General features: G+C 42.4%; 22 protein-coding genes and 1 pseudogene. All 23 read right to left on the bottom strand.

Annotated features, from left to right (window positions below; genetic code table 11):
- Window position 1: 1 nt before the first annotated feature.
- Entirely contained in the window at window positions 2-976 is a 975-nt protein-coding gene (locus WKT11_RS03565; protein ID WP_118246899.1) for a 4Fe-4S dicluster domain-containing protein, read from the bottom strand.
- Window positions 964-1407, bottom strand: coding sequence for a hydrogenase iron-sulfur subunit (locus WKT11_RS03560; RefSeq protein ID WP_008703025.1), 444 nt, complete (start codon window positions 1405-1407; stop codon window positions 964-966). Before WKT11_RS03560 ends, WKT11_RS03565 begins: the two co-directional genes overlap by 13 nt.
- Window positions 1398-3386, bottom strand: a complete 1989-nt coding sequence (locus WKT11_RS03555; protein ID WP_117674546.1) for a CoB--CoM heterodisulfide reductase iron-sulfur subunit A family protein — start codon at window positions 3384-3386, stop codon at window positions 1398-1400. The genes WKT11_RS03560 and WKT11_RS03555 overlap by 10 nt, the downstream gene beginning before the upstream one ends.
- A 6-nt stretch (window positions 3387-3392) precedes the next feature.
- Complete coding sequence (locus WKT11_RS03550) at window positions 3393-3782, bottom strand: 4Fe-4S dicluster domain-containing protein (protein WP_117674547.1); 390 nt, start codon at window positions 3780-3782, stop codon at window positions 3393-3395.
- Window positions 3779-4573 carry a CoB--CoM heterodisulfide reductase iron-sulfur subunit B family protein gene (locus WKT11_RS03545; protein ID WP_117674548.1) on the bottom strand — a complete coding sequence of 265 codons (795 nt, stop codon included), beginning with the start codon at window positions 4571-4573 and terminating at the stop codon, window positions 3779-3781. The genes WKT11_RS03550 and WKT11_RS03545 overlap by 4 nt, the downstream gene beginning before the upstream one ends.
- Window positions 4574-4963: 390 nt before the next feature.
- Entirely contained in the window at window positions 4964-5914 is a 951-nt protein-coding gene (locus tag WKT11_RS03540; protein ID WP_117674549.1) for an L-lactate dehydrogenase, read from the bottom strand.
- Window positions 5915-6197: 283 nt separating this feature from the next.
- Window positions 6198-6953, bottom strand: coding sequence for a glucosaminidase domain-containing protein (locus WKT11_RS03535; protein ID WP_118246900.1), 756 nt, complete (start codon window positions 6951-6953; stop codon window positions 6198-6200).
- A 104-nt stretch (window positions 6954-7057) separates the two neighbouring features.
- On the bottom strand, window positions 7058-7180 hold the full coding sequence (locus WKT11_RS03530) for a hypothetical protein (protein ID WP_118246901.1): 123 nt from the start codon (window positions 7178-7180) through the stop codon (window positions 7058-7060).
- A gap of 1 nt (window position 7181) precedes the next feature.
- Window positions 7182-7343 (bottom strand): annotated as a pseudogene (locus tag WKT11_RS03525) (AAA family ATPase); the annotation flags it as partial.
- A 191-nt stretch (window positions 7344-7534) separates the two neighbouring features.
- Window positions 7535-8389 carry a bifunctional 5,10-methylenetetrahydrofolate dehydrogenase/5,10-methenyltetrahydrofolate cyclohydrolase gene (locus WKT11_RS03520; RefSeq protein ID WP_117674552.1) on the bottom strand — a complete coding sequence of 285 codons (855 nt, stop codon included), beginning with the start codon at window positions 8387-8389 and terminating at the stop codon, window positions 7535-7537.
- Between the two features lie 83 nt (window positions 8390-8472).
- On the bottom strand, window positions 8473-9102 hold the full coding sequence (locus tag WKT11_RS03515; protein ID WP_117674553.1) for a cyclodeaminase/cyclohydrolase family protein: 630 nt from the start codon (window positions 9100-9102) through the stop codon (window positions 8473-8475).
- Between the two features lie 127 nt (window positions 9103-9229).
- Complete coding sequence (locus tag WKT11_RS03510) at window positions 9230-10915, bottom strand: formate--tetrahydrofolate ligase (protein WP_117674554.1); 1686 nt, start codon at window positions 10913-10915, stop codon at window positions 9230-9232.
- A gap of 130 nt (window positions 10916-11045) precedes the next feature.
- A complete protein-coding gene (locus WKT11_RS03505; RefSeq protein ID WP_118246902.1) occupies window positions 11046-11714 on the bottom strand; it encodes a DUF3786 domain-containing protein in 669 nt (222 codons plus the stop codon).
- Window positions 11715-11834: 120 nt separating this feature from the next.
- Window positions 11835-13775 (bottom strand): corrinoid activation/regeneration protein AcsV, encoded by a 1941-nt coding sequence (gene acsV, locus WKT11_RS03500; protein ID WP_118246903.1) that lies wholly within the window; start codon window positions 13773-13775, stop codon window positions 11835-11837.
- A 123-nt stretch (window positions 13776-13898) separates the two neighbouring features.
- Complete coding sequence (gene acsE, locus WKT11_RS03495; RefSeq protein ID WP_008703879.1) at window positions 13899-14684, bottom strand: carbon monoxide dehydrogenase/acetyl-CoA synthase methytransferase subunit; 786 nt, start codon at window positions 14682-14684, stop codon at window positions 13899-13901.
- Between the two features lie 100 nt (window positions 14685-14784).
- Window positions 14785-16143, bottom strand: coding sequence for an acetyl-CoA decarbonylase/synthase complex subunit gamma (gene acsC / locus WKT11_RS03490; RefSeq protein ID WP_340282567.1), 1359 nt, complete (start codon window positions 16141-16143; stop codon window positions 14785-14787).
- 22 nt (window positions 16144-16165) lie between these two features.
- Window positions 16166-17110 (bottom strand): acetyl-CoA decarbonylase/synthase complex subunit delta, encoded by a 945-nt coding sequence (acsD, locus tag WKT11_RS03485; RefSeq protein ID WP_117674558.1) that lies wholly within the window; start codon window positions 17108-17110, stop codon window positions 16166-16168.
- 429 nt (window positions 17111-17539) lie between these two features.
- Window positions 17540-19666 carry an acetyl-CoA decarbonylase/synthase complex subunit alpha/beta gene (gene acsB / locus WKT11_RS03480; RefSeq protein ID WP_117674559.1) on the bottom strand — a complete coding sequence of 709 codons (2127 nt, stop codon included), beginning with the start codon at window positions 19664-19666 and terminating at the stop codon, window positions 17540-17542.
- A 26-nt stretch (window positions 19667-19692) separates the two neighbouring features.
- Window positions 19693-20457: an ATP-binding protein gene (locus WKT11_RS03475; protein WP_019161837.1), complete on the bottom strand. Its 765-nt coding sequence runs from the start codon at window positions 20455-20457 to the stop codon at window positions 19693-19695.
- A gap of 43 nt (window positions 20458-20500) precedes the next feature.
- Window positions 20501-22393, bottom strand: a complete 1893-nt coding sequence (gene cooS / locus WKT11_RS03470; RefSeq protein ID WP_019161838.1) for an anaerobic carbon-monoxide dehydrogenase catalytic subunit — start codon at window positions 22391-22393, stop codon at window positions 20501-20503.
- A 260-nt stretch (window positions 22394-22653) separates the two neighbouring features.
- The gene (locus WKT11_RS03465; RefSeq protein WP_008703890.1) at window positions 22654-23424 is read right to left on the bottom strand and encodes an ATP-binding protein; all 771 of its coding nucleotides are present in this window, start codon (window positions 23422-23424) and stop codon (window positions 22654-22656) included.
- Between the two features lie 79 nt (window positions 23425-23503).
- Window positions 23504-23686 carry a CooT family nickel-binding protein gene (locus WKT11_RS03460; RefSeq protein WP_008703891.1) on the bottom strand — a complete coding sequence of 61 codons (183 nt, stop codon included), beginning with the start codon at window positions 23684-23686 and terminating at the stop codon, window positions 23504-23506.
- Window positions 23687-23699: 13 nt separating this feature from the next.
- Window positions 23700-24095: a hypothetical protein gene (locus WKT11_RS03455; RefSeq protein WP_008703892.1), complete on the bottom strand. Its 396-nt coding sequence runs from the start codon at window positions 24093-24095 to the stop codon at window positions 23700-23702.
- Between the last annotated feature and the right edge of the window lie 134 nt (window positions 24096-24229).

The raw sequence follows: 24229 nt of genomic DNA, 5'->3' as shown, positions 1-24229 counted from the left end.
ATTATCCCCTTTCTGCCACGATTCCTGGCTCAACATCTTCAAATGTAAAGTTTGTAAGAGGCCCTTTGGAAGTAGTATCCTCTCCGGCCTGATATTCTCCGTAGAACTCATCGATATCTTTGATAAATTTACGGTTAAACAGGTGAAGCGGGATTCCCTGTGGACAAACTCTGCTGCATTCACCGCAGTCTGTACATCTTCCTGCTACATGGAATGCACGGATGATATGGAACATTTTTTCTTCGAAAGAATCGACATTTGCTTTCTGTGCACTGTCAAATTTATTGCTGTCAAATACACATTTACGGCAGCTGCATGCAGGACAGACATTACGGCAGGCATTGCAGCGGATACATTTACTTAATTCATTCTGGAAGAAAGCAAACTTCTCTTCCGGGCTCATTGCCTCAATTTTCTCTACTTCTGCAAAGCGGTCTGCATCTTTTGTCTCTTTGGACTCTCCGATCAGCTCATCGTAGATCTTATGTTCTTTTCCTTTACATACATGACATCTTTCAAGCATAGCATCCTTGTATGCACAGGTTTTCTCACCATAAATTGTCTGAATGGTCAGTGTTTCTGCTTCATCCGTGATCTCTGCGCCGGAAATGCTCTCAATACCTTTGATTCCCTGTTTGCGGATCTTTTCGATATCCAGTTTTCCTTTACATCCAACACCAATGATATAAGCTTTCTCACGGTCTACACGATGCTCTTTGATCAGCTGGTTAAAGCTGTAGGTATCACATGGTTTCAAACAAACCAGTGTCTTACCTTCCAGTTTGGAAGCTTCGATCATATATTTGCTTAAGTTTGCACCGCAGAATCCGTTATATACAAAATCTTTCAAAGATTCTTCTGTTTCAAAGTAAGCCGGTTCCGGATTATAAGGCAGATCTCCGGCTTTCCATCCCAGAACTCTTGCAACTGTACCATCAGCAAGAAGTTCTTTTGCACGATTTATCAGCTCCTGCATCTTAAATCCTCCAATCTTACGTTCTTACCAAGGGAATGGATCTTCTCTACAAACTCATTCATAGTCTGGGAGAATTTCACACCTTCTGCGGCAGAAACCCATTCTACACGTGTTCTTCCGTTTTCCACGCCGATATAATCCAGCATGGAGAAAAGAAGTGTCATACGTCTTCTTGCGTAGTAGTTACCTGTGCTGTAATGACAGTCTCCAGGATGACATCCACACATGATCACACCGTCAGCACCTTTTTCAAAAGCGCGGAGGATGAACATTGGATTGACACGGCAGGAGCAAGGAACACGGATGATCTTTACATCAGCCGGATAAGAAAGACGGCTGCTTCCTGCAAGGTCTGCACCTGCATAACTGCACCAGTTACAACAGAATGCCACAATCTTAGGTCTGAATTCTTCGTTTGTTTCTATCGACATATTGCATCTACCTCCGCGATAATCTGTCTGTTGGAAAAGCCCTGCAGATCCATAGCACCGGACGGGCAGGCTACTGTACATGCACCACAGCCCTGGCAAAGTGCTGTATTTACAACGGCTACTCTTCTTGTTTCACGGATACCGTGGTCATTTACTTCTTTATCCTCATAGGAGATTGCTCCATACGGGCAGACATTTGCACATGTAGAGCATCCGTTACATAACAGTTCGTCGGATTTTGCTGTACATGGGTTGGTTGTCAGTTTATCTTTTGCAAGGAGACCGATGGCCTTAACTGCTGCAGCACCGGCCTGTGCAACTGTCTCCGGAATATCTTTCGGTCCCTGGCATACACCGGAAAGGAAGATACCTGCTGTAGGAGACTCTACAGGACGAAGCTTTGCATGGGCTTCTGTGAGGAAGTTATTGGTATCGATACTTGCTGTAAGCATGGTAGCAATCTTACGTACATCCGGATTTGGTTCAATGGCTGTTGCAAGGACGACCATATCTGCTTTCTTAAGGATCTGCTTATTATCGATCAGGTCAGATCCCTGTACAAGAAGACTTCCGTCCGGCTGAGGAATGACTTTTCCTACCTGGCCTTTGATGTAGTTTACACCGTACTGCTCTACAGCTCTTCTGTAGAACTCATCAAAGTTCTTACCTGGGGTACGCACATCAATATAGAAGACGGTTACATTTGTATCCGGATATTTATCACGAATTAACATTGCATGTTTTGCAGTATACATACAGCAGATTTTGGAACAGTATGGTTTTCCTCTGTCATCAGAGCAACGGCTTCCGACACACTGGATAAATACAAGTTCCTTCGGAGCTTTTCCATCGGAAAGACGCTCTAAGTGTCCCTTTGTAGGACCTGCTGCATTCATGATACGTTCCAGTTCCAGAGATGTAATGACATCTTTGCTCTGGCTGTATGCATATTCATCGTATTTGTCAAGTTTGATCGTATCGAAACCGGTGGCAACTACGATTGCACCATATTTCTGTGTTACGATCTCATCCTGCTGATCGTAATCAATGGCACCTGCCTGACATACTTTGGAACATACACCACATTTTCCGGTTTTAAACTTGATACAGTTCTCACGATCGATGACCGGAACATTCGGGATGGCCTGTGCAAAAGGAGTGTAGATAGCTGTTCTGTTATTTAATCCTCTGTTAAATTCATTCGGGATCTTTTTAGACGGACATTTCTCCTGACAGACACCGCAGCCTGTACACTTGTCCATATTTACACTTCTTGCTTTCTTTCTTATATCAACAGTGAAATCACCTACGAATCCACTGACATGTTCTACTTCACTATATGTATAGATATTGATCTTCTCATGAGCCGCTGCCTCTACCATCTTAGGTGTAAGGATACATGCGGAACAGTCAAGTGTCGGGAATGTTTTGTCAAGCTGTGACATTCTTCCTCCAATACTTGGAGTCTTCTCTACAATATCTACTTCATAGCCTGCATCAGCGATATCCAGGGCTGTCTGGATTCCGGCAATACCGCCGCCGATGATCAGGGCTCTCTTTGTAACACGGCTCTCTCCTGGCTGAAGAGGGGTGTTTAAGTTAACTTTTGCGATTGCTGCTCTGGCAAGGATTACTGCTTTCTTTGTAGCTTCTTCCATATCCTTATGAATCCAGGAACAATGCTCACGAATGTTTGCAATCTCCACCATGTATGGATTCAGGCCGGCTCTCTCTGCAGCCTTTCTGAATGTTGCTTCATGCATACGTGGAGAACATGAACAGACAACCACACCTGTCAGGTTCTTTTCTTTGATAGCTTCCTGAATCTTAGCCTGACCTGCTTCTGAGCACATGTACTGGTAATCTTCTGCATGAACGACACCCGGCTCTTTGGCAGCTAATTCAACTACTTTTTTTACATCTACCGTAGCGGCGATATTACTTCCGCAATGACAGACAAATACACCAATTCTCTGCACGCTGGCTTACCTCCTGTATCTTCTGAATGCACTTACCAGAAGCTGCTGTGGCACTTCCGGATCAAGAAGCTGTGGAATCTCATCTGCTGTCAGGTAATCTCCGCCTTTCTGGCGGACAACCAGCTGTCTTGCAGCGTCAATGATCTTTCCAGGTTTTACATCTCTTGGACAACGCTCTACGCAGGCAAAGCAGGAAAGGCATTTCCAGAGTGATTTTGAATTGGCAAGTGCTTCGATATCTTCGTTTACAACATAGGATACAAACTGATGTGGCTTGATATCCATTTCATTGAAGGAAGGACAGGTAGCAGAACATTTTCCACATTTCATACATTTCAGCGGATTGGTTCCTGAGATTTCTTTGATCTTCTCTGCTGCTGAATGATTGTCTCTCATTTTGCCACCTCCTCTTTTACTCCGAGGGCTTCTGCAAGCAGCTCTGTGAAATAATATACAGGCAGGTCGCTGGAAGCATTTTTATTTAAATTATATTTACACAATGGACAGGCTGTGATCAGCATATCAGCTCCAAAGCCTTTCGCACTGTCTTCGATTTTCTGACACATGTTCTGGGACATTTCTTTTTCCTTAAGAGAAATGTAACCGCCGCAACATTCATTTCTGTATGGATAGATGACCGGTTCTGCGCCAAGTGCACGGATGAAGTCTTCCATAATTGTCGGATTCTCAGGATCATCAAATGCCATGATCTTGCCCGGGCGTAATAAGAGACATCCGTAATAAGCTCCGATTTTCTTTCCTGTAAGCGGATTTACCACTTTCTCTTTCAGCTTGTCAAAGCCAACCTTATCGCGAAGTACTTCCAGATAATGGAGTACAATGGTCTCCCCTTCGTAAGGCTCTTCAAGCTGCATATAATTGTTTGCTCTGGTGCGGATATCTTCCACATTTTTCATATCATCATTGACACGTTTGATCACGTGATGACAGGCAGAACAGATTGTCACCAGATCCTGGCCTTTTTCTTTGGCCTGATTAAGAGCACGTACGGAAGAAAGTTTTGTGGCAATTTCATCTGTTCCCAGAGGATATACACCTCCGCAGCACTGCCAGTCTTCAATCTCTTCCAGTTCAAACCCAAGTGCTCTGGCGCTGGCTCTGGCATATTCGTCCAGATCTTTCGCCTTGTTTCTCAGGGTACAACCCGGATAATAACTGTACTTCATACTTAACATTATCCTTTCTTAGTTGTTCAGGTAAATAGTAAATACTGTCTTATTACTTATCTGATTAAGTTATATAACTCATATAAAAATCAAGATAAGCTTTGTCTTTTTTTTAACAATAAATAGACAAAAATATAAACCAAGACTAATACGATTACTTTTTATATCTTTTTTGAGACATAGAAAAATAAAAGAGTTCGCACACCCTTCCTCCGCATTAAAGGAGTGTATCAGCTCGATTTTCGACATATATCATATCATATTGATAACATTTTAACAAGTAGTTTTTGATAATTTTTTTAAATAAAATAATTTTGCTCTGATTTTTCATTTCGGATACCAGAGTCAAAAAGCATCACGTTCTCATGACTCTGGTATCTTATTTTATAGTTAATCAAGATTAATCTGAGCAATAATTTCTTTCAGTGCATCTGCACTCTTTTTCAGCTGTTCGATTTCAGTTTTTGTCATTCTCATTGGAACTTTGCCCTGTACACCGTTTGGTCCTACTAAGGTTAAGGTACTTAAACATACATCTTCGATGCCATACTCTCCGTGCATCATAGTAGATACTGTGGAAATGGATTCTGAGGAAGCTACCAGAAGGCTGCAAAGTTTGCATACAGAAGAAGATACCGCATAGAAAGTTGCACCTTTCTTGGAGATGATCTCGCCGCCTGATTTCTGTACATACTGAAGCATTGCTTCTTTGTCGATCGGCTCGATATCTTTTCCGAGTTTCTTCTCCAGATCATAGTATTCATCTACACTTACGCCGGAAATATAGGCTCCTGACCACGGAATAAAGGATGTATCGCCATGCTCGCCAAATACATAAGCATGAATGTTGCTCTGTGCAATCTGGAAATGCTCAGATAATCCGCAGCGCAGACGTGCCGAGTCAAGAATTGTACCAGAACCAAGGATCTGATTCTCCGGAAGTCCGGAAATCTTAGTAAATACATAAGTCATGATATCAACCGGATTACTTACGATCAGATAAAGAGCGTTTGGCGCTGCTTTTACGATCTCCGGTGTAATAGACTTGAGAATATTTACATTTGTCTGTGTAAGTTCAAGTCTTGTCTGACCTGGTTTACGGGCAATACCGGAAGTAATGATAACAATATCAGAGTCTTTGGCATCTTCATATTCACCGGCAATGATGGAAATAGGATCTCTGAAACAGGTTCCCTGAATGATATCGAGAACTTCGCCTTCTGCTTTCTGTTTGTTGATATCGATCAGAACGATCTCAGATGCGATATCCTGGCTTGATAAAGTGTACGCGATAGTAGAACCGACACTGCCTGCTCCAATGATAGTAATTTTACTGCTCATAATCTTAATACTCCTTTTCTCCTAACAAAATTGACTACTAAATGATAACATATTGTCAACTATTTAACAAGTGGATTTTTATTATTTTGTATAAAAATCTGCACAATTTTGTGAGATGGAATATTTTTAATCTTCAAAAAAATTTTTAGTAGAGCTGAAAGTTTGATATTTTTTTAACGTAAATTTATCCATATCAAGTATATCTTTTACTTTTTTATACTTTGATCAAAATAAAAAAGCCTGAATCTATAGTAATCTCCTATAAATTCAAAGGCTTTTTTCGTCAGCTTTTTAAGTCTGCCAATATTTTCCGTAATTTACTTCCATAATCCTTCCCCGCTGCCCAGCCGCCACCGTAAGGATTCTCCTGAATTCCGAGCCACTCTACATAGGGAGCAGTCTCTCTTGTCACATAATCAAAGCGTTCATCTACGCATTCCTGATTCAGGTCATCTGTAGAGGCGTATGCTTTTAAGTGCTGAACCTGGGCGCGGATTCCGGTTCTTACATCAGGGAAAGCAATTCCTTTTACTCCATTCCCGGTCGTTCCAAGACCTGCAAAGTTAAACTGAGTGATATCGGCATCCCCGCCGTAAGTCAGCCATCCGGTTTCGAGCATTGACTGTGCAAAGACAACCTCGCCGCGCACGTTTTCCGCATTCGCTTCTTCAATTATGATATCACAAAAAGTCTCAATGTCAGGTGCACCGCCTTCACTTAATTCTTCAGACGGATAAGTACAACCCTGGCTGTTATATAAGGAACACATTTCATCGGCTGATACAGTTGTACCGCCCATGATTGTATAATATCCGTAAGTATTATCGGTTGGATCTTCACCGGAAATTGCCTCCAGCCCTTCCAGACTTTTGGGCTTGGAAAGCTGTCCCTCCTGAGAATGGTCTACTTCATTCCCGGACTCCAGACTATTTTCCTGCACAGCGGCCTCCTCACTGGCGCTTATATTGAAAGGCATCCCCATCAGAAGAATTCCCATCACGCCTGTTACAAGGCAACATTTTTCTAATTTTCTTAACATAATTATCCTCTATATATTTATAATCACAACTCATTTCTCATGGGCCCTGATTGTTCTGTTGATAACTGATTTGATTTTTTGAGTTACAATTAATAGATCTTTGTTTACATCTTTTCCATTATCACCTTGCAGCGTTTCCTGCAAAATGCAATGCCATAAGCCAGAATCTCATTTCTGCCATCATTTCGCAGAAATTCTTCATATCTTCGGTCTTTAATCTGCTCCATAGCTTTTTGGCAGGCTTTTTCCAAATCTTCTCGGCCAAGTAAAAAGGCTTACCTTTCCCCACCCATTAAGTAACTGCTCAATCAGCTTTGTCTTATCGATATAATAAAAACCCAACTGACGGATCTCCGCAAAATCTTCAATTCCCACTGGCAGTTTAAGCATTTTAGAATCACTTCCTTTCCTCTCAGAACTTTAATGCTATTTGCCATTATCATAACACATGGTTACTTTTCCCACAAGTCACTGTCATACAAAAAAGAACCCACCACACGAAATCTAAAAATCTCTGTGATGAGTTCCTCTTCCCTTTTATGATTTAATCATCTGTACTTTCAAAATGATATATAAATCAATTAGTCATTAACTTTACGCATTGCAGCTTCTACTACATGTCCAACCAGTACGGAAGTTGTAACGCTTCCAACACCGCCCGGTACAGGTGTAATAGCATCTACGATCGGCTCTACTGCAGCGTAGTCAACGTCTCCGCAAAGTTTGCCTTCTGCGTTTACATTAATACCTACGTCGATTACTGTCTGTCCTTCTTTTACATACTCAGCTCCGACAACACCGGCGCGGCCTGCGGCCACGATGATGATATCTGCCTCACGTGCTACAGACGGCATATCTACAGTTCTTGTGTGGCAGATTGTAACAGTTGCGTTCTTCTTAACAAGCATCATTGCTGCCGGTTTACCAACAACAAGGCTTCTTCCGATTACTACTGCTTTCTTGCCTGTGCAGTCGATTCCATAGTGATCAAGGATTTCCATACATGCCTGTGGTGTACATGGCGGGAAACCGATCTGTTTGCCGGTGAATACACCTGACATGGAAAGGTCTGTCATACAATCAACGTCTTTTTCAGGAGCAAGTGCGTTCTCGATTACTGCCTGATCCAGATGTTTTGGAAGTGGACGGAATAATAATACGCCGTGAATCTTGTCATCTTTGTTTACTTTATCGATTGTTGCAAGAAGTTCTTCCTGGGAAACATCTTCCGGAAGTAAGATCTTCTCACATGCAACGCCTAAAGTTTCGCAGCGTTTTGTAGCGCCTCTTTCATAAGAGATATCGCTTGGGTTCTCGCCTACACGGATGATACAGAGAGTAGGATTTACTCCTTTTCCCTGAAGCTCTGCTACGTTAGCTTTGATTTTCTCATTTAATGCTGCTGTTACTTCTTTACCTAATAACTGCTTAGCCATTGATTGTTTCCTCCCAAATTGCACTCATATTGTCTTTATATTATGATGTCAGGGTCAAAAGATCCTTTGCCCCTGATATCATATTATTTCAATCTGCCAAGTACGCTGTTGAATGTATCATCTGCGATCTTTGTATATTTCTCAAGCATCGCATCTGCTTTTTTGTTTAATTCTTCTGCGTATTCTCTGTCAGCCATGGATTTTGTATTGATGTATACGTTCAGGCTTGCACCCTGTAATGCTGCTTTACAGAAAGCTGCGCCGACACCGGCATCGCTGATTGCAAGTTTGGATCCTTTTGCGCCGAACTCTACGATCAGTTCGATTGCTTCACAGCATTTCTCCATGATTTCCATAGGAACGGAGCATGCATCTTTTAATACGATTTCCATAACTCTTGCTTTTTCAGCTTTTTCTTCTTCTGTTTCTTTCGGCATTCCGTATGCTTTGGATAATGGCTCGAATACTTCTGCATCACGTTCAATCAGACGAAGGAAGTCTTTCTGTAACTGATCGCATTTTGCTTTTAATTCATACATTTCATCTTCTACATCAGCATATTTCTTCTTGCCCACTGTAAGACTTCCTACCATGTTTCCAAGAGCAGTTCCTACTGCACCAACTAATGCAGATGCACCGCCGCCGCCCGGAACCGGAGCTTTGGAAGCTAAAACTTCAACGAATTCTGTACATGTACTTGTTGAAAATCCCATCTTTTTCTCTCCTGCTTTCTTTTATTTATTAAGCAGATATCAGATCTGCGTGTTTCAGAGAGTGCTCTCAAAGTATATCTATACATATAGGAACACTCTCCTTTTGTATTTGATAAAATTCAGTAAATTAGAACAGACCTGTAATCTTCCCTGTTTCGTCTACGTCGATTCTCTCAGCAGCCGGAACTTTCGGCAGACCTGGCATTGTCATGATCTCGCCTGTAAGGGCTACGATAAATCCAGCACCGGCGGAGATCTTTAAGTTACGTACAGTAACTTCGAAGTCTGTCGGAGCACCCAGTTTAGTCTGGTCATCTGTTAAGCTGTACTGAGTCTTAGCTACGCAGATCGGGCAGTTGCCGAAGCCAAGAGCCTCTAACTGTTTTGCCTGTTTCTGAGCGTTTGCTGTCAGGACAACTCTCTTGCCGCCGTAAACTTTCTGAACGATCTGGTTAAGTTTGTCTTCGATAGAACCTTCCAGTTCATATGCATAGGAGAAATCGTTTGGTTCTTCTACAAGACGGATAACTTCTTCTGCAAGTTTGATTCCGCCTTCGCCGCCTTTTGCCCATACTTCAGAAAGAGCAACGTTAACACCCAGTTCTTTACATTTAGCTTCTACAAAGTCAAGCTCTGCTTTTGTATCTGTAGGGAATGCGTTGATAGCAACAACACATGGAAGTTTGTATACGTTTTTGATGTTGGAAACGTGTTTTAACAGGTTCGGGATACCTTTTTCAAGAGCTTCCAGGTTTTCATTGTTGAGGTCAGCTTTTGCAACACCGCCGTTGTATTTCAGGGCACGTACAGTAGCTACGATTACAACTGCGCTTGGTTTTAAGCCTGCCATACGACATTTGATATCGAGGAATTTCTCAGCACCAAGGTCAGCTCCGAAACCAGCTTCTGTGATTGCATAATCAGCAAGTTTCATAGCCATCTTTGTAGCTGTTACGGAGTTACATCCGTGAGCGATGTTAGCGAATGGTCCGCCATGTACGATTGCAGGAACGTGTTCCAGAGTCTGTACAAGGTTTGGTTTCAGGGCATCTTTTAACAGAGCTGTCATAGCACCTTCTGCGTGAAGGTCACCGGCTGTTACCGGCTTCTGCTCGGAAACTTTACCATATGTATAACCAATGATAATCTTGGATAATCTTTCTTTCAGGTCTTTGATGTCACTTGCAAGACAGAGAACTGCCATAATCTCAGATGCAACTGTGATGTCGTATCCGTCTTCACGAGGCATACCGTTTGTTCTTCCGCCAAGGCCGTCGATTACATTACGAAGCTGACGGTCGTTCATATCAACACATCTTCTCCATGTGATCTTACGTGGGTCAATGTTTAATGCGTTACCCTGGAAAATATGGTTATCGATCATAGCTGCAAGTAAGTTGTTAGCTGCGCCGATCGCATGGAAGTCACCTGTGAAGTGAAGGTTGATATCTTCCATAGGAACAACCTGTGCATATCCGCCACCGGCTGCACCACCTTTAACACCGAATACCGGTCCTAAGGATGGCTCACGAAGAGCTACCATAACGCTCTTGCCAAGTCTCTGCATACCATCTGCAAGGCCTACAGTGGTAGTTGTTTTACCCTCTCCGGCAGGAGTTGGATTGATAGCTGTAACAAGGATTAATTTTCCGTCTTTCTTGTCACTTTCTTTCAGAAGATTGTAGTCAATTTTTGCTTTGTACTTTCCGTACTGCTCCAGATATTTGTCATCAATACCTGCTTTTTCTGCAATCTGGGTAATTGGAAGCATTTCGCATTCCTGTGCAATTTCAATGTCTGATTTGAATCCCATTTCAAATTACCTCCTTTTTACTCCGCATTTAAGTCGGTTTTTCGTAACTGTTCAGCAGTATGCTATCCAGCAAGGTGCTGAATAGTTACGGTTTTTATCTAAAACAGGTGCCGCCTGTCTTATTCAAGATTTATGCCTGAACGCATTTCAGAAATGCCTTCAGTGAACCGATGATCACATCTCCCATAACAGCCATATCCTCTGCCTGAAAAGAAACAGGGAAGTTGTCAGAAAAGAGAATCTGTGAAGACGGTGGAAATTCATCATCGCCTTCCCAGAGGATCATCTGCACTTTGTATTCCGGGAAAATCTCCACTTCATAAGCAATATCACCATGCTTTACAGAAACTGCCTTGATATGCTCCATAATTGCTTTGAAATCTCCCAGACGATTTCCATAGGAAAATGCCAGACGTTTGATGCATCTGCCGTCAAACTGCCTTAAATATACCTCGCCCCATGGCATCTCACGATATGTTTTAAATTTTCCGGAACTTTCAGATTTCACTCCATTTAAGAGAAAACGAATGGTCAGGATTCTGGCATAAATCATATCTTCCAGCGGATAAAAGCCTCTATCATCCGGCGTATGTGTTACTGTAAAATCCGGCCATGTAATCTGATACTGTGTTCCAAGAAAAGTTAATGTCAGTGTTTTTGTTTCTTCATCGTAAGGAATGGACAGCCTTGAAGCTATTTCTTTGGGATCTGCCGCTGCAAACTCCTGTGTATAATGCTCCCATGGCATTCTTTCCTTGCTGTCTTTTTCATAATTTAAATCATTTAAGCTAAAAGCCATTCTAAGTCTCCACAGACAGGACAGACAAAATATACTTGCCTGCCCTGTTACTTTTTATTCATTCAGGCGCGGCAATCGTTACGGTTCACTCCCGGTAACCTGCCGTATGTCGTATAAATATCAGCGGTTCTGAACCTCTTCCATTACTGTCGGGAACATACTGGTATCTGTATGAGGAATGAAACATGCTCCTACAAATTCGTCCATATAGATCGGAACTGTGGAAAGTTCCATATATGTCATGTTTGAAGCCAGTTCGTATGTCTTCTTCTCCGCCGGCGTTGACAGAAGCATAAGATATGCACCTGTCAGGGAAGAGTTACCGATATAGTGGAATTTTTCGATTGGAATATCCGGGAACATACCGATGTTGACTGCATTCTGCATATTGATACCACTTCCGATACCACCTGCAACATAGACTTCATCAATCATGCTCACATCAAAGTCCAGAGAAGTCAGCATGGTACGGATAGCTGAGAAGATCGCGCCTTTTGCACGGATAAAGTTATCAATATCAACTTCTGTGATCTCGACATCTTTTACTGATCCTGCCTCTTCTTCAAAAGCAAGGATATAGCTTCCCATTCCATATTTATCATGTTTGATTCTCTTACCTTCGCGGATAAATTTACCTTTCGGGTTAATGATTCCGCAGATATAAAGTTCACTGATTACGTCGATGATACCGGAACCACACAAACCTACAGGTTTGGTTCCCTGATCACCTACGATCTTGTAGGTCGGCTCCATCGTCTCTTTATCAATGGTACATGCTTCAATCGCGCCATCTGTTGCACGCATACCACAGCTGATATCACCACCCTCAAAGGCAGGGCCTGCAGAACATGCGCAGCTCATCATAAAGTCTGAGTTACCAAATACAAGCTCTCCGTTTGTACCAAGGTCGATAAACAGTGAGAACTCTGGTCTGTTCCAGATCTGGCTGACCATTGTACCGGCTGTGATATCACCGCCTACATAGCTTCCGATATTTGGTGCCATAATAATATGGGCATCTTTATTAATCTCAATTCCCACATCGGAAGCAAAAAGGGAATTGGTCTTAAAGAATGCAGGGATATACGGTTCTGTACGTAATGGATCAGAATTGATTCCTGCAAACAGATGATTCATAGTTGTGTTGGATGCTACACACATCCTGTATATACGGTTTGCCGGGAAATTTGCACTTCTGCACATCTCATGGATCATAGGATTGATTGTTTCCTTGATGACAGCATCCTGCAGTTTCTTCTGTCCGCCAGGCTTCTGTGATTCCACGATTCGGTTAATTACATCCGCACCGAAACGAATCTGTCCGTTTCCGGCAGAACTCTTTGCAAGAATATCACCATTCTCCATATTAATCAGTACAGCTGAAACGGTTGTTGTACCGATATCTACTGCAAGACCACCGATCACTACATCTTCATCTTTACCGAAAATATCATATACAAACATATCATCAGATGTAGCACGAATCACACACTTCACTGCAAAATTATTCTCTCGCAGTACATCCGGAAGTTTCTTTAAAACTGCATAAGGAATCCGGACTCTGCTGATATTTAAATATTTGCGCAGGGCACGTGTCAGTCTCTCATTATCCGGCATTGTATCGTCTAAAGATGGCGGAGTCATGACAACATCCACTACCTCAAGACTGTTTTTCAGTTCTATGCCAGCAAGTTCCACATCTCGTTTGGCATTTTCAAAAATGGCTATTTCCTCTTTAGAGCTTAAATCAGCTACTTTCATTCTGCTCTTATAGGCAGATGCAATATCAGGTACCAGCACATTTACATCTGCACTGATCTTGCTGCAGCATGCAAGGCGCCATCCTTCCTGATATTCCTCATCAGAAATGTGTAATGTCTTTTTGCTCTCCAGTTCTCCGCTTTTTAACTGGACACGGCATTTTCCGCAGGCTCCGTTTCCGGAACATGGTGCATCGATCGCCACATTGGCTCCACGTGCAACCTCGAGTAAATTATCCCCCGCATTGGCATAAGCTTCTACCACACTGCCATCTTCGAATGAAAATGTTACCTTAAACATTCGGCAACCACCTTTCTCATAGTCGTTAATAGCCTGTAATAAAACGAGGGCTGAAGACCGAAGCCTTCAGCCCCCATAATTATGTATTCAATTTATTCAAATACGCTTTATCAGAAATACTGATTAGATTTCCAGATAGGAATCTGCATACAGTGTATTGCCTTTGAATACATCACAGGATTTAATAGTTTCCATCAGACGAAGGTCGTTAGGGTTAACGATCGCAGATGTAAGACCATTCATCATAGCCATTGCTACAAGAGCAGAGTCCATGATCGGACGGATATGTTTCGGCATACCGTTACTGTTATTGGAAAGACCACCTGTGGAGTTCAGTCCCATATCAGAGAACATTTTGATTGCTTCAAGAACTTCCATCTGTTTGTCCTGCATTCCTTTTACAACCAGGAATAACGGGTCAAACCAGAGATCTTCAGCTTCCATACCAAGAGACATACCTCTTTCAAGCATGTTCTGGCAGTGCATCATACGTTCATCATTGTCTGCTGCTACCATACCGGAAGAGCAAAGTGCGATACAGATGGCATCGTTTGCTGCTGCAAGATCGATGTTTGTGATTCTGTCACCAGCATCAGCGGAGTTAACGATCGGTTTTCCTTTTGCTCTGTTGTATACAGAAATACCAGCTTCAATAGCTTTCTTATTTGTTGTATCCAGTGCAAGCGGAACATTGTCGAATTCTGACTGAAGGAGCTGTACAGCCCATTTCATCAGGTCTTCTCCGTCGTTCTCAGCAGGTCCGATATTTACATCAAGGTAAGTTGCGCCAGCATCAAGCTGCTGTTTTGCTCTTTTGATGATCGGCTCTGGATCTCTTTCTGTAAATGCTTTGTTTACTGCAGGTGCAGTAGTGGAAAGTCTTTCTCCGATTGTTACAAATTTTGCCATAACCGTGTTCTCCTTTTTATTTATTTACACAGGATAAAACCTGTATGCTTCTCATTAAACGCCAGACCGGACAGATGCCCGGCCCGGCATGTTAATCCCATCAGATCTGACCGTCTGCCTGCATATCCTTTAAGAATTTAACAAGCTGTACAGCTTCTCTTGGTCCAACGATGATTTCCCATCCAGGAAGTTTTGCTTCAAGGTCACCCTTAAGAACTGCTACCTTACCTGGGATAATAAGCTTTCTGGATTTTACCTTAGGCTCAACATTTTCTTTGATGTAAGCGGAAATGCTGTTGCCGGAGAATTTACCAGCTGCCCAGGATGTCAGTACGGAAAGTCCGCCTGCATCATTGATAACCAGGTTAAGCGGAACACCGGAACGCTCCAGCTCGCCGGATACTACGAAATATGTAAGAGCAAAGTCTACAGTAGTAACTACTACCGCATTCTCATCAGCACCATTTAATGGATAGATACCTGGCTCAACTTTCATTGGTTTCTGCGGGTCAGTGAAAACGTTCTGACGCAGACCATATAATGGAAGAGCTTCTGCATATGTCATCTGCTCCATAACGATGATGGAACCATATTTCATTGTAAACATAGATGCTAAAGCTGCCTGTAAGTGAAGGTCACCTTTTGCGATCTTAACAAGGTTTACGATAGATGGATAACCAAATGTTCTGTCCTGATCTTTCAGAGCTGCACGACGAACCTGTACAGTGTTTGCAAAGGTTTCTTTGATGTCAGCGCCTGTTGTATCAAGAACAAGGTTCTTGTTTCCAAGTTTTTCAAGAGCTGCTGTTGTATCATATAATTCATTTAAGTCTTTACCGGATACACCGAGAACAACACCTGCTTCTGTAGCAACTGCGTTCATTGCTTCATAGTTGGAAGCATCTGCACCGTTTAAGACCGGTTTGCTGTCTTTGCATACTGCAAGAGCTTCTTTAGCAATTTCAGGATCTTTGCATTCAAGAACTAAAGTTCTTCCAAGACCTGCTGCTTTTTCTACAAGTGCTGTATATTTAGCTGCATCTGCACCTTCGCCACAGTTTACATATACAAGTTCAGCATACATTCTTTCACCGATACGGTCATAATCTACCTTCGGAATCTCTGCAAGTTTTGCCTCTACTGTAGCATCATCCATGCATGTGCACAGAGCTACTGCATATCTTGGCTTGCTTACAAATGTTTTTTCGTGTCTGAATAATACTGTTTCTCCACCCAGACTATGTTCTTCTGCACCAGTACCAATTTTGATTGTCTTCATTGGCGGAGCAGTTGCCTCGGAAAGAGATGCTAAAGCTTCATCAGACATATGCGGACATTGTTCGATTTTCATAGCGCCCTGAGCAACCTTCATAGAGAAAGCCATACATGTTGGGCATCCGCATTCCTTACAGTTTTTCTTTGGTGTTAATTTAAAGATCTGAATACCATTCAGTGCCATTTTATTTGTTCCTCCTATTCAATTACGCAAGTGCTTTGATCATTCTGGAAATAGCTGCAACAGCTTCCGGATGTCTTAAGATGACTGCATCAGATCCGGCTGCAAGGTCAGCAGCAGCTGTCATAACTTCCATATCGATTCCACGCTCTTCTTCCGGTCCCCATTCAGGCATATCAGCTTCAGAAGCTGTAGCTTCTTTTACGCCCCATGTCTCAGCGGATACCGGTGTAATGATAGGCATCTGCAGCATGTTATCATTCTGAGATAAAGCTGCACCTTTGATACGGTCCATTGTAGATACAACGTACTCATATCCATATCCGGCAGCAGCACTACCGATATTCATAACGATCTTCTGTGCGTTAACGCCTAACTGAGTAGTTACAACGTTAAGCTGTTTAGCAAGGTTGATATCTACGGCAGATTCTGCACCTACGATCTGATCGTAAGCAAGTCCTGCTGCAGCACCGATTGCTTTGTAGTTTTCTTCTTTTTCAGAAAGGATCAATACATTTCTTCCCTGAAGAGCTTCTGCTACCTTCGGAAGAAGTTCGGCGTCTTTCTCTACGTTCTTGCATCCTTCTACTACTAATGGTGCATCAATTGCATCAGCAACTTCTTTTACAACTGCGATAAGTTCATCAACAGATTTGTTTACACCGTTTGGATCTCCACCTTCAAGGATAAGAGCTACAAAGTCAGCACCTTCCATAGCTGCTGCTTTTTTAGCCATTTCTCCGATTGTGGAAGCTCCGTCATAGTATGCTTTGATACCTTCGGATACAATATTCTCAAGACCCATATCAGAGATTTCCACACCAATCTTAGGTGTGTTTTCTGATGGTGCATCAAAAGAATAGAATGGATAAGTAGAGTCTCCGCCGATTGTTACAGTCTTATCTCCGCTGCCAATGGTGACTGTATTAATCTTTGCATTGAATTTCTGAAGTTTCTGATTAAACGGCATTTTTTTGGCCTCCTTAAAAAAATTACTGTGTGTATGTATCTTTTCGCAGACTTACACACTATGTCATGTGTAGTATACAACATTATCCTGCCCGTTGACAAGTACACTCTGCCATATTTTGTTAAAAAAACAACAATTTCACCGCTTTCATTTATTTTCCATAACAAAGTGAAAAATCCGGCAAATTGCCATATCTGAACTTTACTGATTCTTCATACACTCCGCATATATTTTATCAGCAAATCATTACGCATCCACATTTCGTCCTTACGAAACAGAATAATTGTACTTTCACACGATCACGTTTTGTATGTCCTTGAAATATAATATACTATGGTTTTTATCTATACGCTTTTGGGCGTTTAAACCCGGAGGCTTATTGAAAGCCTCCGCATGACTCCATAATACCTCCGGGGAAACCACCATGCTTTACATCATCGGCTCAAGAGCTAATGCCGGATGGCCTTTTTCTGTAAGGAAGCCAACCAGTGTTTCCGGATCAGTAGCAATTGTTTCATCACCGATCATATCTGTAAAGTTGTCAATTCCGTAGAGTTCTTTTGCTGTGTTGTTCAGACGTTCAGCAACAAACTCTTTTAATTCTTTTGGCATCCATACGATACGTTCGATACCGCCTTCTGCCTTCATGAATTTCTTGGAGCTGATGAAATGTTTACCATGTCCCATGAAACCAGGTGTCTGAACACCACCACCTGTCATGGATGCCATTTCTGAGAATGTCATTCCAAGAGGTGTCATGCCTGCATACTCACGGTTAGCAATAACAACACCATTGGAGAATGGCTCGATACCACAGATACACTCGAAGCATCCGCATGATGTCATAGGATCCTGCATGATAGAGTACAGTGTAACGTGCTCTAATGCACCCTGGGAGAATTTCTTAACAGCTTCATCTACGTCTTCATAAGAACCAAGGTTCTCATCAATAGGTCTTTCTTTTGTAATTACCTGGCAAGGTCCGTTTGGATCCAGCTCGTTGGTAGCTTTTGCATCCAGCCATGAAACGGCACCGCAAAGTCCAAGTCTCTCAGGTGTAACAACACATACGTGAGACGGGGAGAATGCCTGGCAGAGGATACAGCTGTAATATACATCTACAGATTCGTCTGTCAGAGTATTCAGACGGTCATCACGTTTCTCGAAGATCGGGATAGCAACTTCATGACGGATTCTTGTACACTCAGCAGGATCTGTATAAATAGTAACTTCACATTTATCAACAACTGCGTCAAATTCATTTTTAACCTGTGTATAGAGAACTTCACCGATATGTTTGATCTTGAAGCCTGCAGCAAATGCATCTTTGCTGATACGGATTCTCTGCATATCTCTTTGTCCTGTATGGTATACACCTTCGATACAGTTGATGTAGTTATGGAACTTACGCTCGATAACCGGTTCAAAGTCAGGCTGCATGTTTTTACCTGCAACTTTAACAACATATGCAATGCTGTTCTTGCTGCCAAGTTCCATGTCGTCTACTTCCGGACCAACAACTGTGATCTTGTGGTCTTCTACTTCACTTGGTTCACATGTATGTACAAGCTCTGCACAGTCTACACGGGAACCATCAAATTCAACTTGCATATCTTTACGACGGATAATCTCACCTTCGAATGCAGATGCGAAAGCAACAGGGATATCAATGTTTGTAATTTTGATCTTGATGTCACGGGCTTCCAGAGAAGTTGCATTCCATTTGGAGATGTCTTTCTGGCAGATAAGGCTCTTCGGTACTCTTGCAACATCTTCCTGGTTTGTGATAACCGGGAATCCAAGAGCGATAGCGCCTGCACCACAAGCTACGATCACATCATTTAACGGTGCAAATGCATTAACAAATGCAGGTACACGTTTCATTGTGTAATCCATCAGAGTTGCAGCATCACCTGGTTTCACGTTACCGAAGATAAGAGCTGCACGAAGTGCTACAGATACTACATGGATAACTGCTGTAACGTCTTTTCCAAGCGGGATAACACGTACGTTAGCACCTGTCTTGTATCCAACTTCCTCTAACTGGTCAATAACGTCACCAACCAGAGTAATCAGGATACCCTGAGACTGATAGGATTTAACAAGGTCTGCTGCTTCCTGAGCGGAAGGAGCTTTTCCAAGGATAACTGCTACACCTGGGATATCGCCTGTTACAAGCGGTACACCAAGTTCACGGATCACTGCATCTGCAAGATGTCCGTAGCAAGGAGCTTCATAAGGAACTGCTCCGTCGATATATTTCAGAACTTCGATAAATTCTGCGCAGAGAGCTGTAGCAACACCTGACATAAATACATCATGTGTTCTCTTCTCTCTTGTCATAAGAGTTTTTACTACTGCAAGAGCATCTTTTAACTCTGCAAGAGTTCCAACCTTTGTTCCTGTTACTGCATAGTAGCATGGTAAGGAATATGCTGTATCAGGGAAGCTGACTGCTTTGTCAGCGCCGTATTTCTCAATTGCCTGGTTAATGGCACCCTCTGTCAGTCCATAAACCGCGTCGTTTCCCGCAAAAACACTTTCAAATAAAGTCACTTTTGTTTACCTCCTAATATATGAGATTATTGACGATCTATTTTTTCTTTTATCTTAATGATCTCATCGGTAACTGTTTTGCTGAAATCATAGGGGGACTTGCCCTGTCTGTCCGCATCAATTACCTCTGTATTGTAATGAATCATTCCTAAAAGATCTTCCTGTGGAATCCGTTCTCTGATAAAGTTCTCATCATCCTCGTTGCGCACTTTATTTGCAACAACCTTTACCTGGGATACCCCTAAATCTTTTGCCAGACGCTTTACATTTTTATATGTCTGCACACTTCTTGCACCTGGTTCAATCACTACGATAAATGCGTCTACTCCTTCTGTGGTTCCTCTGCCGAGATGCTCCAGGCCGGCTTCCATATCAAGAATTACTACATCTTCTCTTCTCAGTACCAGATTGTTAATAATACGTTTCAGCATTACATGCTCCGGACATACACATCCGCCGCCGCCTGTCTCGACAGTTCCCAGGACAAGGAGCCGTACGCCATTACAGACCTTACCATATTTCTCCGGAATATCGTCTACTTTCGGATTCAGATGATAGAACTGATTTCCTGCTGTAGCACCTGTACGTTCTTCCACCAGCTTACGCATCTTTGAAATCGGTACAATAGAATCCAGAGTTTCTTCATCAAAGCCTAATGCAAGACCAAGATTCGCATCCGGATCCACATCTGCTGCAAGTACCGGTCTGCCCTCTGCTGCATACAACCTGGCCAGCGTTGCTGCAAAAGTGGTTTTGCCTACGCCGCCTTTTCCTGTAACTGCTATTTTCATTTTACGTCATCCACCTTTTATTTCGTTTTCAGATCACAGCAGATCAGATTCCTAATGCTGTTCTCTTTTCTTCAATTCTCTCGATCATAAGATCAACTAATTTATCAATGTCTTTTTCTACTGTATAAGCAGCACCTGTCCATTTTCTGGTTCCTTCTGTAAGAAGTTCGCACATTTCTGAAGAACCGGAAACATATGGATCAACACCAAGGAATGTATCAATACCGGTACCTACTACATAGTTACCGATGGATACAGCTTTTTCAGACATCCATTCCGGTGCACATCCAACTACAGGAAGCTGATTGATCTGAAGACCTGAATCTTTTGCAAGTTCAGCAGCAAGGATCATCATACGGGAAATATCTACGCATGATCCCATATGGAGTACCGGTGGGATATCAGCCAGTTCACAGACACGTTTCAGACCTGCGCCGCAGAGATCTTTGGCAGATTTGTCCATAAGACCTGCTTTTGCAGCTGCCTGTGCTGAACATCCTGATGCAATGATAACGATATCGTTGGCGATACATTTCTTCATCAATTCAATATGTGCATAGTCAGGACGGATCCTAGGATTGTTACATCCGACCATAGCAACAGCACCACGGATAACACCGGAAGTGATGCACTCAAGTAATGGTTTGGTTGTTCCTGTCTCATCAACCTGAGAGTTTGTAACACTGTCAAGAACCTTAACGATTGCTTCTACGGAATATCCAACTGTAGCTTTCTGTTTCAGCTGTGGGATATGTACAAGTTCAGGCTTTCTGTTCTTGAAGTTATCAATAGCCATCTTAACGATCGCTTTCGCATTCTCTCCTGCTGTCTCAGCATTGAATCTGATAAATTCAGCATCCGGCATCTGAGCAATCGGAGAAGTTGTGATAAATTTAGTATGGAAGCATTTGCTTAAAGGTCCTAATGCAGGGAAGATACACTGAACGTCTACTACGATTGCTTCGCAGGCACCTGTCAGTACTACATTCTCCTGCTGCAGGAAGTTACCGGCCATCGGAACACCGCGACGCATAGCTACTTCGTTTGAAGTACAGCATACACCGGAAACAGTGATTCCTTTTGCTCCTACAGATTTTGCATAATCGATCATTTCCTTACTGTCTGCATATTCACAGATCATCTCAGAAAGGCTCGGATCATGTCCGTGTACAACGATATTTACGTTCTCTTCAACCATTACACCAAGGTTAGCTTCAGTGTCAATTGGTTTCGGAGTTCCGAATAATACGTCAGAAAACTCTGTTCCCATCATGGAACCGCCCCATCCATCAGCAAGACCGCAGCGGATAGACTGTTTTACAAGAGCTTCCGGAAGAGAAGAACATCCCATATGAGCCATATGTAAAGAAGTAGAAACCTCACGGTCGATCGCACGTGGTGCAATTTCATTTTCAATCAGTTTCTCTTTCTGTCCTGCTGGCATTCTGTCAAGGAATCTCTGATATCCAAATGGTTTACCATATTCCATCAATCCTGTCTCAGCCATTTCATGAGCCAGATCATAGATATCTTTCCCTTCTGTCTCTACGCCCCATTCTTTCGCAATACGGATCAGTTTCTCAGGATCTTTTACCTGATAGTTTCCACCGTCTTTTGCACAATATAATGTGTGGCAGATTTCACGACCGTGATCAGAGTGAGTAGCTGCACCGCCTGCTGTAAATTTCAGGAAGTTTCTTCCTACGATACCATGGGCGTCACATCCACAGACACCTCTTGGTGCTTTAGGGGTAATACGACATGGTCCCATAGAACAGATACGACAGCAGACACCCTGCTCACCGAATTTACAATGTGGAGTCTGGTTCTTTACACGGAACTGCCATGCATCAGCTCCTACTTTTGCACCTGTCTCCAAAAGTCTGGCAGTAGCCTCTTCAAACTCTTCCACTGTAGTTAATTTGAATTCACTCATTATAGACCTCCTTTAATTCTGGTTTGTGTATTCCTTAAGATACACATTTTTATTTTATTAATAATCCCATAGGCAGGAAATCCCGGTTATCTATATCTGAAGAATTGGCTCCGCTAAAGATAACTGTGATAACCCATCCCCTCCCATGGGTTATTTAACTAAAAAAATAAAGATATAAAATTGTATTTATTTCTGCATATATAGATTTCCTATGCGCACAAACATCCCTCGTCGGATTCCCATCCGACAAGGGGTGTATTTTATAATTTTAAATTATCAACGATTGCACGAAGTGCAGTCTTGACAGGATTGTCTTCCGGAAGTGTGCTTGTAGGACGTCCTTCACAGTCATATTCATAGACTGTCTCATCCTGAGGAACAACGCCAAGAAGTGTCAGTCCCTGATTTGCAATCTCTTCCTGAATTCCTTTATTCAGTTCTCCTTTCGGAGCTCGGTTGATAATCAGCCCGACTGTGTCAGGATGCATATCACATTCCTTAATAAGTTCTGCGATTCTGCCTACTGCCTGTACTCCTCTTCTGGAACAGTCACTGACCAGAATAGCAGTCTGCATACTCGGAAGAACGCCTCTGCTGATATGTTCCATTCCGGCTTCATTATCTACAACAATATATGGATAATTATTCTGATATTTTGCAAGCTGAGTCTGAAGAAGACCATTCACATAACAGTAACAGCCCTTTCCCTGTGTCCTTCCCATAACAAGAAGATCAAAGTCATCATCCTCAACCAGTGCATCTTCAAAGCGCATCTCTGCGTAATCCGCCTTGGACATTCCGGTAGGAATCGGATTCTCTTTTGCAAGTTCAGCACGTGCAATTTCCTCACGCACATCACCAAGAGTTGTCTCTACTTTTACGCCAAGAACTTCATTAAGATTTGAATTTGCATCAGCATCTACCGCAAGAATCGGCCCTTTACCCTTTTCACACAGGTACTGGATCAGCATTCCGCATAATGTTGTTTTTCCTACGCCGCCTTTTCCCGCGACAGCAATTACGTGTGCCATAAAACCAGGTGCCTCCTAAATCTGTCTTAATTCAATATAGTATGTCAGGTTTAAAAAGTATTTTACTCCCGACCTGATATCAGTCACATTTCAGTTTCACAATACTGTTAGCAAGGTCAACCATCAAAATAGTCCCCTCTACCACTCTCTCATCTCCCATAATATCTCTGAGGATCAGTTTGTTTCCATCTACATCAATGCGGGAAACATTTTTAAAAATAACAGAATCGTCACTTTCTTTATATACAGTTGCCAGACACATGTGATATCGCCTCCTATTTCATCTCTTCTTTAACAAGTGTTAAGGCAAGTCCAAGTCTCATATTACCTTTCTGGAAATCTGCAACAGCTTCCTTAATGGTCTTACATGCTGCATCCATTCCCATCTTGGCAAGATTGTCAGCCATCTGATCCAGTTCCTGAGCATGATGCTCATTGTGCTGGAGCATATACGTCAGAAGAGCCAGTGTCTCATTCTTGCAGTCACCTTCACTGCATGATCCGCAATGAGCAGTATCACAGGCATGATCTGTATGAGAATGTCCATGATCATGACCTTCGCCATGAGTATGCTCATGAGTATGAGTCATACCATCTTCATGGGTATGTTCATGGGTGTGTCCATGTCCATGCTGGACAAGATTCCCATTTTCATCTTTGATTAAATGCATGGTTAAATGCTCCCTTCTATTGAAAAATACACTGAATTTATAAAATTCAGTCTTTTTTTATGACAATAAATTATCAATTTACTGATATTATACATCTTTTTTTTCGTTTTCGCAAGCCATTTAGCATAAATAAT

This window comes from Blautia sp. HCN-1074, from assembly GCF_037890165.1.
In the GTDB taxonomy this organism is placed as follows: domain Bacteria; phylum Bacillota; class Clostridia; order Lachnospirales; family Lachnospiraceae; genus Blautia_A.
The sequence above is the reverse complement of the archived record's forward strand: the minus strand, read 5'-3'. Positions and strand labels throughout refer to the sequence as shown.